This is a genomic window from Micromonospora alfalfae (assembly GCF_022230925.1).
In the GTDB taxonomy this organism is placed as follows: Bacteria; Actinomycetota; Actinomycetes; order Mycobacteriales; family Micromonosporaceae; genus Micromonospora; species Micromonospora alfalfae.
In genome coordinates this window covers 220,421-232,044 of sequence record NZ_JAKKFH010000012.1, presented here as the reverse complement: position 1 = coordinate 232,044, position 11,624 = coordinate 220,421, and the positions used below count along the sequence as shown (strand labels likewise).

At 71.9% G+C, this 11,624-nt stretch carries 11 protein-coding genes; 3 read left to right on the top strand and 8 right to left on the bottom strand.

The window, feature by feature from the left end:
• Positions 1-603 precede the first annotated feature (603 nt).
• The 7 genes from MED01_RS13485 to pdxH all read right to left on the bottom strand — a co-directional run bounded on the left by MED01_RS13485 (position 604) and on the right by pdxH (position 6,727).
• Positions 604-1,452, bottom strand: coding sequence for a DUF4230 domain-containing protein (locus MED01_RS13485; protein WP_238668897.1), 849 nt, complete (start codon positions 1,450-1,452; stop codon positions 604-606).
• A 99-nt stretch (positions 1,453-1,551) separates the two neighbouring features.
• The gene (locus tag MED01_RS13480; RefSeq protein ID WP_238668896.1) at positions 1,552-2,715 is read right to left on the bottom strand and encodes an acyl-CoA dehydrogenase family protein; all 1,164 of its coding nucleotides are present in this window, start codon (positions 2,713-2,715) and stop codon (positions 1,552-1,554) included.
• Positions 2,716-2,759: 44 nt separating this feature from the next.
• The gene (locus MED01_RS13475; protein WP_030329612.1) at positions 2,760-3,065 is read right to left on the bottom strand and encodes a type II toxin-antitoxin system VapB family antitoxin; all 306 of its coding nucleotides are present in this window, start codon (positions 3,063-3,065) and stop codon (positions 2,760-2,762) included.
• A gap of 187 nt (positions 3,066-3,252) precedes the next feature.
• Entirely contained in the window at positions 3,253-3,855 is a 603-nt protein-coding gene (locus MED01_RS13470) for a nitroreductase family protein (protein ID WP_238668895.1), read from the bottom strand.
• Complete coding sequence (locus MED01_RS13465) at positions 3,855-4,784, bottom strand: aldose 1-epimerase family protein (RefSeq protein WP_238668894.1); 930 nt, start codon at positions 4,782-4,784, stop codon at positions 3,855-3,857. The genes MED01_RS13470 and MED01_RS13465 overlap by 1 nt, the downstream gene beginning before the upstream one ends.
• An 18-nt stretch (positions 4,785-4,802) precedes the next feature.
• Complete coding sequence (locus MED01_RS13460; protein ID WP_238668893.1) at positions 4,803-6,101, bottom strand: MFS transporter; 1,299 nt, start codon at positions 6,099-6,101, stop codon at positions 4,803-4,805.
• Entirely contained in the window at positions 6,098-6,727 is a 630-nt protein-coding gene (pdxH, locus tag MED01_RS13455) for a pyridoxamine 5'-phosphate oxidase (protein ID WP_238668912.1), read from the bottom strand. Before pdxH ends, MED01_RS13460 begins: the two co-directional genes overlap by 4 nt.
• A gap of 278 nt (positions 6,728-7,005) precedes the next feature.
• Here pdxH and MED01_RS13450 point away from each other — a divergent pair, with 278 nt between their 5' ends.
• From MED01_RS13450 to sepH, 3 genes are all read left to right on the top strand, one after another.
• Positions 7,006-8,112, top strand: a complete 1,107-nt coding sequence (locus MED01_RS13450; protein WP_210782815.1) for a citrate synthase 2 — start codon at positions 7,006-7,008, stop codon at positions 8,110-8,112.
• A gap of 225 nt (positions 8,113-8,337) precedes the next feature.
• Positions 8,338-9,465 carry a phosphoserine transaminase gene (gene serC / locus MED01_RS13445; protein ID WP_238668892.1) on the top strand — a complete coding sequence of 376 codons (1,128 nt, stop codon included), beginning with the start codon at positions 8,338-8,340 and terminating at the stop codon, positions 9,463-9,465.
• 186 nt (positions 9,466-9,651) lie between these two features.
• Complete coding sequence (sepH, locus tag MED01_RS13440; protein ID WP_238668891.1) at positions 9,652-10,731, top strand: septation protein SepH; 1,080 nt, start codon at positions 9,652-9,654, stop codon at positions 10,729-10,731.
• A gap of 54 nt (positions 10,732-10,785) precedes the next feature.
• Here the strand turns inward: sepH and MED01_RS13435 are convergent, their stop codons facing one another.
• A complete protein-coding gene (locus tag MED01_RS13435) occupies positions 10,786-11,610 on the bottom strand; it encodes an alpha/beta fold hydrolase (RefSeq protein ID WP_238668890.1) in 825 nt (274 codons plus the stop codon).
• Between the last annotated feature and the right edge of the window lie 14 nt (positions 11,611-11,624).

Sequence of the window (11,624 nt, the reverse complement as noted above, 5' to 3'; positions counted from 1 at the left end):
CACCAGCATCCACGCCCACGCCCGGTGCTGACGGGGGACGCGCCGGGACCTCCCACGGCCGCGGCGTCGGGCCGAGACCCCCCGGACCGTCCAGCGCCCCCCGGGGCGCGACGGGCCCGCCGGGACCGCCGGGACCGCCGGGACCGCCGGGACCGCCGGGACCGCCGGGACCGCCGGGACCGCCGGGACCGCCGGGACCGCCGGGACCGCCCGGGACCGCCGGGACCGCCCGGGACCAGCCGGGACTGCAAGCGACCGCCGGGACCGCGCCGAGCCCACCCGGGACCACCCGGGACTGCAAGCGACCGCCGGGACCACCCGGACTGCCCGCGACCGCCGGGACCGCGCCGAGCCCACCCGGGACCACCCGGGACCAGCCGGGACTGCCCGGCACCGCCGGGACCATCCCGAGACCGCCGAGCCCACCCGCGACCGCGCCGAGACCAGCCGGGACCGCCCGGGACCCACCCGCGACCGCCGCGACCGCGCCGGGACCACCCCCGGGGTTGGACCTTCAGGCGGCCGCCCAACTGCGGGGGCCAGACGGAAAGCGCCCGCTCCGACGGACGTCGGGGCGGGCGCTTCGGGGTACCGAGGGGCAGGTCAGGGGGCTATGTAGGTGACCGTGATCTGCTGGTAGCCGAGGGACCGGAGCAGCCCTTCCAGCATCTTGCGGGTGTTCTCCTCGGCTCGGGCGGAGAGCCCGCTGTCCCGGGCGGCGGCGGTGATCCGGTCCTCGGCGAGCTTGTAGACCTGCTGCTGCCGGTTGGGGTCGTTGCCGACCAGGTCACCGAGCCGGTTGAGCAGGCCGCGCTGCTCGGCGAAGACGTAGCTCTTCTCCATGTCGAGGTTGGTCTCGCCGAGCTGCGGCGCGGGCAGCTTGATCTCGACGGACTTGCCGTCGGCGGACTGGACGACGGCACCCTCACCGATCTTGGTGAAGTCGACGTACGCCTCGACGCTGCCGGCCCCGACGAACAGGGTGCGCTCGTTGAGCAGGAAGTCTGGGACGTTGCGCCGGTCGTTCTGCGTGTCGACCACGACCTGGAAGTTGCCTTCCGCGGCCACGTATCGGCTGAGGTCCTGGATCGACTTCAGCAGTGGTGGCTGACTGCGGTCGGTCTGTTCCTTGGCGAACGGGTTGCGGAACTCCGGGAGGATCCCGGTCGCCTGAATGCCGAGCAGCACGACCACTGCCAGCGCGGCGGCGCCGAGCAGCAGGAGCAGGCCGCGGGCGGCCCCACCGCCACCGCCGGGGGCGTCGCCACCGCTCGGCGGGCCACCGGGCCCATCGGACCCATCAGGACCAGCGGGACCACCAGGCCCACCGGGGGCACCCGGTGTGTCAGCGGTCCACTCGGGTGTCGCGGTCGACCGCGCCTTGAGATCGTCACCGGTCGGGTAACCGGGGAACTCTCTCGTGGGCTCGTTGCTGCCAGCGTCGCGGGCCATCACGCTCACCGTCCTCGTCAGACACGTCGTCTGTCAATGACGGTACGGCCCCGATACGACAGTCGCTCGGCGAGCGCCAGGAAGTGACAAACGAGCAGGTCAGGCGAACGCGGAGAGCCCGGTGAGTCGCTGCCCGATGACCAGTTGGTGGATCTCGGAGGTGCCCTCGTAGGTCAGCACGCTCTCCAGGTTGTTGGCGTGCCGCATGATCGGGTACTCACCGGAGACGCCGTTGGCGCCGAGGATGGTGCGGCACTGCCGGGCGATGGCCAGGGCCTCCCGCACGTTGTTCAGCTTGCCCACGCTGACCTGCTCGGGCCGCAGCCGTTGGGCGTCGGCGAGCCGGCCCAGGTGAAGCGCGAGCAGTTGCCCCTTCACCAGTTCGACGGCCATGTCGGCGAGCTTCGCCTGGGTGAGTTGGAAGCCGGCCAGTGGGCGACCGAACTGGGTGCGGCTGCTCGCGTACGCAAGTGTGGTTTCCAGGCAGTCGCGGGCGGCGCCGACCGCGCCCCAGACGATGCCGTAGCGGGCCTCGGTGAGGCAGCTCAGCGGTGCCTTGAGCCCGACCGCCTCGGGCAGTTGGGCGTCGGCCGGGAGCCGGACGTCGTCGAGCACGATCTCGCCGGTCACCGACGCGCGCAGCGACATCTTGCGGCGGATCTCCCGGGTGGTGACGCCGGGAGTGTCAGTGGGTACGGCGAAACCCCGTACGCCCTCGTCGGTGCGCGCCCAGATCACCGCGACGTCCGCGATCGGGGCGTTGGTGATCCACATCTTCCCGCCGGTGAGCACCCAGTCGTCGCCGTCACGGCGGGCCCGGGTGGCCATCGAGGCGGGGTCGGAGCCGTGATCCGGCTCGGTCAGGCCGAAGCAGCCGATCGCCTCACCGGTGGCCATCGACGGCAGCCAGCGTTGCTTCTGCTCCTCGCTGCCGTAGCGCCAGATGGCGTACATGGCGAGCGATCCCTGCACGGAGACCAGGGAGCGGAGGCCGGAGTCGCCGGCTTCCAGCTCCTGGCAGGCCAGTCCGTAGGCGACGGCGGAGGCGCCGGCGCAGCCGTAGCCGGTCAGGTGCATGCCGAGAAGGCCGAGCTTGCCGAACTCGCGGGCCAGTTCCCGGGCGGGCACCTTGCCGTCCTCGTACCAGTCGGCGACGTGGGGTCGCACCCGGTCGTCGACGAGTTGGCGGACGACGTCGCGGATCTGCCGCTCCTCCTCGCTGAGCGACGGGTCCAGGTCGAGCAGGTCCAGCGCACCGGTCATGGACGCCACCCTAACGAAGGTTCAGCGGGGGAAAGAAGGGCTCGTCACTCGATGGGCTCGGAGAGCACCAGCACCCGCGCGTGGATCTGGTTGCGCTGCTGGAGGGCGGCGCGCAGCGCCCGGTGTAGCCCGTCCTCCAGGTAGAGCCCGCCGTTCCACTGCACGACGTGCGGGAAGAGGTCACCGTAGAAGGTGGAATCCTCGGCGAGGAGTTTGTCCAGCGCCAACTCGCGCTTGGTGGTGATCATCTGATCCAGGCGCAGTGGCCTGGGCGGGATCTCCGCCCACTGCTTGAGCGTCAGATTGTGCTCCGGATAGGGACGCCCGTCCCGGACCGCTCTGAAGATCACGACGGCACGCTCCCCTCCCCGTGGCCGGGCCGACCGACGGCGCCGAGCCGGGCCGCGGCGGGCACCGCGCGGCGCGGCACCGATGACCGTGCCAGCCTAGCCGGCCAGCGCACGCTACGTTCTGCTCCCTGATGTCAGTTTCGCTATCGCTCGTCCGATCCTCAACCGGACGAACGGGACGTCCGCGTCAGTTCCACCGCCCGCGTCGCACCACCTCGTCCATCGGGCGACGTCCACGGCGCAACGATGGTGACCGATGGTCGGTCGCACGGTAACCGATTGTGACGGCACCGATGGGTTGGTACTCGGCCGGCACGCCGAACGCGTCCCGGTAGGCGGCGAGCCGTTGCGGTGGAATGCCGAAGAAGCACGCCCCCAGCCCCTCGTCCACGGCGGTGAGCAACATCAGCAACGCCGCGAATCCGGCATCCACGTGCCAGTACGGCACCGGCCACCGGTCCGTGGACTGATCCGTCCAGCCCTTGTCCGGCTCCGCGTACCGCCGTAGGTAGGCCGACTCGTTGGCGTGCGGCACCACGATCAGGGGTGCCCGGCGCATGCCCGCGAGCCAGCGCTCCCGCCCACCGCCAGCGGGGGTGGTGGCGGCCCAGAACCGGTCCCGATCGGCCAGTTCCTCCAACACCAGGAAGCCCCAGCCCTGGGCGAAGCCGGCCGACGGCGCGCGGACCGCGTGGTCGAGCAACCGGTCCACCACGTCGGGCGGGACCGGGCGGTCCGGGTCGTAGTTGCGCACCATCCGCCGTCGGCGGACGACCTCGGCGAACTCCATCAGGCGCCGGGGCGGATGCCCCAGGCACCTCGCCAGGTGGTGCCGGGCTTGAGGGTGAGCAGGTCCTTGCCCGACCGGAACGCGTCCGGCGGGCAGGTCATCGGCTCGACCGCCACCGAGCGGCGGTGCCGTTCGCCGGTGAGGGCGTCCCCGGTGAACACCTGCCACCAGCCGAACTCGGCGTCCGCCCAGATGCTCACGGCGGCCGAACCGTCCGGCGCGGCAAGGCTCACCGACGAACCACCGTCGGCGTCCCGGATCACCTCGCCGAAGCAGGAGTCCAGCACCGCCGCACCGATCCGGCGGGGGCTGGTCCAGTCGTACTCGGTGCCGGCCACCGGGGTCACCCCCACCGGCAGCAGCCGACCGTCCACCAGCACCCGGCTCCGGGTGGGCAGCCGCAGCACCAGGTCGTCCACCGCGACGCCCGGCAGTTGCAGGTACGGGTGCACGGAGAAGCCGAACGGGGCCAGTTCCCCGCCGATGTTCGTCACCTCGTGCTCGGCGCGCAGCCCGTCCGCGTCGACGCTCCACCGGCTGCGCAGCCGCAGCGGCCACGGGTAGCCGGGCTGCGGCGGCAGGTCGTAGCCGACGGTCACGGCGTCGGCCGACTGCTCCAGCAACTGCCACGGCACCCAGTTGACCAGCCCGTGGATGGCCACGTGCCGCTCCGGCTCGGTCAGCGAAAGCTGGTGTGTCCGCCCGTCGAACGAGTAGCGACCATCGCGGATCCGGTTCGGCCAGGGTGCCAGCACCTGCCCTGTGCAACCGGGGCAGACCTCGTCGGTCTGGTACCCGTCGAGCAGGTCGACGCCGTCGTGCCGGTACGTCCGGAGCCCACCGCCGACCTCCACGATGACGGCCTCGTGACCGGCGGCGGAGATGGTCCACTGGGCGCCGGAGAACGGGCGCGGATCGGGGCTTTCCATGCCGGCGACCCTAACCGGTCAGGTCCGGTCGCCGCTCGACGCCGTCGCCGCCCGGTAGCGCAGCAGCGCCGGGAACGCGACGGCGAGCACCACCACGAGCACCGCGGAGGCGAGCCCACCGGCCACCCAGGCCACCCCGCCACCGAACCCGGCGGCCATGGTGCCGGCGCGCAGGTCGCCCAGGCGTGGGCCACCCGCCACCACCACCGTGTTCACGCCCTGGAGCCGGCCGCGCATCCGGTCCGGTGCGTAGACCAGCAGCATCGACTGACGCAGCACCGCGCTGATCAGGTCGGCGGCGCCGGCCACGGCGAGCAGCACGACCATCAACCAGAGTTGGTGGGCCAACCCGGCTACGGCGATCGCCAGTCCCCAGCCGACCACCGCGAGCACCAGGCCGAGCCCCTGCCGGCGGATCCGGCCGATCCAGCCGGAGGTCAGCCCTCCGATCATCGAGCCGATCGCGATGGCGCTGTAGAGCAGACCGACCGCGCCACCGCCGCCGAACCGCTCGTGGGCGATCTCCGGGAAGAGGGCCCGTGGCATGGCGAGGATCATCGCGATCAGGTCCACCCCGAAGGACAGCAGCAGAACCGGGGTGGTGGCCAGGTAGCGAAAGCCGTCGATGACGCTGGCCAGGCCGGCCCGCCGGGCCTGACCGTCGGCGGTGGGCTCGGGCGGGAGCGAGGGTAGCCGCAGCGCGGCCCAGAGCATCGCGGTGAACAGCACCGCGTCCAGCCCGTAGGCGATCGGCAGGACCACAGTGGTGTCCGGCGAGGCGGCGAGGATCAGGCCGGCGGCGAGCGGGCCGGCGACCGAAGCGGCGGTGAAGGTCGTGTAGTTCAGGGTGGAGGCGGACACCACCAGGTCTTCCGGCACCAGCCGGGGCAGCATGGCGCTGCGCGCCGGCGAGCTGATCGCGAAGGCGACCGACTGCACCGCCATCAACGCCAGCAGCAGCACCGGGCTGCCCACGTTCAACAGCGCCTGGAGCAGCAGCCCGAGAGTGGATGCCCAAAGCAACAATGAGCCGCCGAGCAGCACCGCACGCCGGTCGCGGGCGTCGGCGACCGCGCCGCCCCAGAGCCCGAAGACCAGCAACGGTACGAAGGCAGCAATCCCCAGCAGGCCCACCCAGAACGAGTCCCGGGTCAGCGCGTACATCTCCACCGGCACCGCTACGGCGGTGAACTGGAAGCCGAACATCGCCACCGTGTTGCCGAGCCAGAGCCGGCGGTACGCCGGAACCCGCAGCGGACGTACGTCGATCGCCCAGCGGCGCGCTGCGCGCGGCCGGGTCTCCCGCACACCCGTCACGGCGCCAACCGCTCGACGATCCAGTCACCCTCGTCGGGGCGACGGAAGCGGAGCCGGTCGTGCAACCGCCCGGCCCGGCCCTGCCAGAACTCCACCGAGTCGGGTTGGACCCGGAGCCCTCCCCAGTGCGGCGGGGTCGGGATCTCGGCCTGGTCGGCGAACCGCTCGACCGCCTCCCGGTACCGCTGCTCCAACGCCGCCCGACCCGACACCACCTGCGACTGCGGGCTGGCCCAGGCGCCCAGTTGGGAGCCGCGCGGCCGGCTGGCGAAGTACGCGTCGGTCGTGGCGCTGTCGACGGGCGCGACACGTCCGGCGACCACCACCTGACGCTGCATGGGAAACCACGGAAAGACCAGGCTGGCGTACGGGTTGGCGGTCGCCTCGACGCCCTTGCGCGACAGGTGGTTGGTGAAGAAGACGAAGCCCTCCGGGTCGTACCCCTTCAGCAGCACCGTCCGCCCGCTCGGCCGGCCGGCCGAGTCGGCGGTGCCCACCACCATGGCGTTGGGTTCGGGTAGCCCGAAGGCCACCGCGTCGGCGAACCAGCTGTCGAACTGGGTGTGCCAGTCGGCGGCCAGGTCAGCCTCGGTCAGGCCCAGGTCCGCGGCGTACTCGTTACGCATCGCGGCCGGGGCGGGTGTGTCGCCCGTCACGTCCCCACTCCTTCTCGGGGGCCCCGCCAGCGCCCTTCCGCGCTGACCAGCCCGCCCCGCCCAGTCTCACTGAGCCGGACGGAGAATGCGCGTCCGGGGATGTCGCGTGCAGCACAGTCGCAGCGGGTCGCGTATCCCTTACTCAGCAGGCAGTATGTTGCGAACACATCCCTGAGGGTCGCCTAAGGCGCTCGGCCGATCGGGCCGGATGAGCGATCGGGCGCACCGACCAGATCCAGGAGAGCGACATGGCCGATTTCAAACCCGGGCTGGAGGGCGTCGTCGCCTTCGAGACCGAGATCGCCGAACCTGACCGTGAGGGCGGTGCGCTGCGCTATCGCGGAGTCGACATCGAGGATCTGATCGGCCAGGTGTCGTTCGGCAACGTGTGGGCACTGCTGGTCGACGGCCGGTTCGGGCCGGGCCTGCCGCCGGCGGAGCCGTTCCCGGTGCCGGTGCACTCCGGTGACATCCGCGTCGACGTGCAGTCCGCGGTCGCCATGCTGGCCCCGTACTGGGGTCTCAACCAACTGCTGGACATCTCCGATGAGCAGGCCCGTGAGGATCTCGCCCGGGTCTCGGTGACCGCGCTCTCCTTCGTCGCCCAGTCCGCCCGCGGCCTCGGCCTGCCGGCGGTGCCGCAGAAGGAGATCGACAAGGCGCAGACCATCGTCGAGCGGTTCATGAAGCGCTGGCGCGGCGAGCCCGACCCGCGGCACGTCAAGGCAGTCGACGCGTACTTCATCTCGGCCGCCGAGCACGGCCTCAACGCGTCCACCTTCACCGCCCGCATCGTCGCCTCCACCGGGGCGGACGCGGCCGCCTGCATCTCGTCGGGCATCGGCGCCCTCTCCGGCCCGCTGCACGGCGGCGCCCCGTCCCGGGTGCTCAGCATGCTGGAGGCGGTGGAGCGCAGCGGCGACGCGGAGGGCTACGTCAAGGGCGTCCTCGACCGCGGTGAGCGGTTGATGGGCTTCGGCCACCGCGTCTACCGTGCCGAGGACCCGCGCGCCCGAGTGCTCCGGCGTACGGCCAAGGAGCTGGGCGCGCCGCGCTTCGAGATCGCCGAGGCGCTGGAGAAGGCCGCCCTCGCCGAGCTTCAGGCCCGCCGCCCGGACCGGGTGCTGGCCACCAACGTCGAGTTCTGGTCGGCCGTGGTGCTGGACTTCGCCGAGGTGCCGGCGCACATGTTCACCTCGATGTTCACCTGCGCGCGGATGGGCGGCTGGAGCGCGCACATCCTGGAGCAGAAGCGTCTGCAGCGGCTGGTCCGCCCGTCCGCGCTCTACATGGGCCCGGAGACCCGCAAGCCGTCCGACGTCGAGGGCTGGGCGGCCATCCCGCACGGCGTCTGAGCTGGTAGGCAAGGGCCCCTCCCCGACGCTGGACGTCGAGGAGGGGCCCTTGTCGACGTCGCGGGTCGAAGAGTGGTCATGTCGTCGGTTATCGGAGCCGACTGTGGCGAAGGACTCAGACCGACCGCCGGGACCCCGCCCATCGCCGTCCGGTCCGGGTGCGAGGATGAGGGCCGGCAGTGTCGCCGGGCCCGCCCTCGCCCTTGCGGAAGGATCTTCAAGACCGTGGCTGACGCACCGATCATCCGGATTCCCGATGAAGTCAAGCCCGCCGATGGACGTTTCGGCTGCGGCCCGTCCAAGGTCCGCCCGGCGGCGGTGTCCGCTCTCGCCGAGGTCGCGACCAGCTACCTCGGCACCTCGCACCGGCAGAAGACGGTCCGTGACCAGGTGGCCCGGCTTCGCTCCGGCATCGCCGAGTTCTTCTCGCTGCCCGAGGGCTACGAGGTGGTCATCGGCAACGGCGGCACCACAGCGTTCTGGGAGGTCGCCACCTTCGGCCTGATTCGTGACCGGGCCCAGTTCGCCAGCTTCGGCGAGTTCGGCGCGAAGTTCGCCAAGTCGGTCAAGGACGCCCCGTTCCTCGGTGAGCCGACCGTCCGCAAGGCCGACGCGGGCAGCGCGCCGACCCTGGTCGCCGAGTCCGGCGTGGACGCGTACGCGACGCCGCAGAACGAGACCTCGACCGGTGTGGCGGTCCCGATCAGCCGGGTGGCCGGTGCCGACGAGGGCGCGCTGCTGCTGGTCGACGCGACCTCCGGCGCGGGTGGCCTGGAGGTCAACGTCGGTGAGACCGACGTCTACTACTTCGCCCCGCAGAAGTGCTTCGGCTCCGACGGCGGTCTCTGGCTGGCCCTGATGTCCCCGGCCGCACTGGACCGGGCCGCCGAGATCAAGGCGTCCGGGCGCTACATCCCCGCCTTCCTCGACCTGGTCACGGCGATCGACAACTCGCGGTTGGAGCAGACCTACAACACCCCGGCGCTGGCCACCATCTTCCTGGCCGCCGAGCAGACCGACTGGATGAACGCGCAGGGCGGCCTGTCCTGGGCGGCGAAGCGCACCGCCGAGAGCGCCGCCGCTGTGTACGGCTGGGCCGAGCGGTCCAGCGTGGCCACCCCGTTCGTCACCGACCCGGCGCTGCGTTCCAACGTGGTAGCCACCATCGACTTCGCCGACGGGGTGGATGCCACGGCGATCGCCAAGGCGCTGCGCGCCAACGGCATCGTTGACACTGAGCCCTACCGCAAGCTCGGTCGCAACCAACTGCGGGTGGCGCTGTTCCCGGCCGTCGAGCCGGCCGATGTCGAGGCGCTCACCGCGTCCATCGACTACGTGGTCGAGCGACTCTGACGTTCGGTCACGGTCGGTGTCCGTCGGGGCCTCCACGGACACCGACCGTGATCATCGCCGCAGCTCAGTCACGACATGCGGGGTGTCGCTTCCCCCACCCCGAGGCAGATGCGCGTACGGTGGTCCGAGACGCCTGGGTGGCCGACTCGTGGTGTGCGGCCAGCGAAGCGGGACGGAGGCAACGTTATGCGCCCAGTACGCTTCGTCGCCCTCTCCGAGGACGGCCAGGCTCTGGTGCTCGCCGACGAGGTTGGGCGCCTCCTCGCCCTGCCGATCGATGAACGCATCGCCGGTGTGATGCACCCCGAGCCGGGTGCCCCGCCGCTCGCGGTGGCACCGAGCACCGTCGACCCGATTCCCTCACTGTCCCCCCGGGACATCCAGGCCCGCATCCGCTCCGGTGAGTCCGCTGAGGACGTCGCCCGGATCGCCGGTGTGCCCGTCGACCGGGTGCTGCGCTACGCCGGCCCGGTGTTGCAGGAACGGGCGATGCTCGCCCAGCACGCCCGCCGCACCCGCCTCAAGGGCGCGGAGAAGCCGACCCCGCTCGCCGAGGTGGTCAACGGCCGGCTGAGCCAGCACGGCATCGACACCGAGAAGATCTCCTGGGACGCGTACCGGCGCGACGACGGCACCTGGCGGATCATCGCCACCTGGCCGTCCGGCAAGGCCACCGCGCAGGCCATCTGGGACATGGACAAGGCCCGGCAGGTGGTTACGCCGCACGACGACATGGCGCAGTACCTGTGTGCCGAGCGGCCCACGCCGATCCTCGGCCAGGAGCCGGCGCCCGAGCGGGGCGGGCACGCTCTGCCCAGTCCGTCGCGTGGTGAGCCGAGTCGTGGCGGGCACGGGTTGCCGGCGGCGTCCGAGCACCCGCGCCCTGGCCGCGATCCGATCCGGGCCGGCCGTGACGCCCTGCTCGCCTCCCTGGACCGCCCGCTCGGCGCCTCGTCGGGTCGCGGGCTGGAGCCGCGTACCCCGGCTGCCCTGGCCGGTTCGGACGCGCCTCGGCAGCGGCCGGTCGGTGGGGGTGCCGCCGCGCTGCTCGGCGGTGGCCAGGGTTCGGCGTTCGACGACGATTCGGACGCGCCCAAGGAGGTGCCGGCCGTGCCGTCGCTGGCGGTGCTGCGGCCCCGCCGGACGGGCGCTGCGGCGGCCGCCGGCGGCGAGTCCACCGACGCCAACGGCAAGCCGCGCAAGCGGCTGCCGAGCTGGGACGACGTGCTCTTCGGCAGCGGCCCGGCCGCCCGCGAATCTTCCTGACGCTTCGCGTTGACGGGTGACGGTGCGTCACCCGTCAACGCGCGCGTCCTGACCTCACCGAACGTCTCGGGCGTCTTCGTGGTCAGCGGCGGCGACCCCGCGTACGGCCTCGGCGACGGCGCGGAAGTCCTTCTTGAGGATCGCACCGTGGTTGCTGGCGACCTTCGCTCCGATGGTGATGTGCGGGTTGCGGGCGGTCACCGCGTCGAGGCTGGCGCGGATCTGCTCCTGTTCGTCCCCGCGACTTCCGAGGGACGTTCCCGAGGCGACGACGTACCGCACCGGGACGCTGATGGCGTCCAGCACCGGGCCCAGTTCCCGCTCGCGGGAGAGTTCGCCCAGTTCGATGTTGCTGTCCGCCATCTGGTCGGCATTCATCCGTGGGGTCAGGCCGGTCGGGCGGAGCAGCGGCATGAACAGGTTCATCCGTCGGAACATCTTGCGGATCCGTTGCGCCATGGCCTCGTCGAGCCAGTCGTGCGGGAACGCGCCGTCGACCAGGACCGCGCCCAGGGCACGCTCCGGGTTCCGGTTGGCCCAGTGCGCCCCGACCACCGCTCCGTAGGACCAGCCCACCAGCAGCGCCTGGGCCACCCCCCGGGCGGCGAGAACGGCGTCGACGTCCCGGACAGCCGCTTCGAACGAGTAGTCGGCTGAGCGCTTCGACTTCCTGCCGCGAGCCCGCTCGTCGTAGGTGATGTGCCGGAATTCGGTGCCCAGCTCGGCGATGACCCGCCGCCAGTAGCCCTGGGTGGCGAACTGACCGTTGAGGTAGACCACCGGGATGCCGGGGCCACCGGTGTCGGTGACGGCCAGGGCCGTGTCGTCGACTGGCACCATGCCGGTCCACGGGGAGTTGGTTGAGGGGTTGTCAGTCATCTCGATCCGTCCTT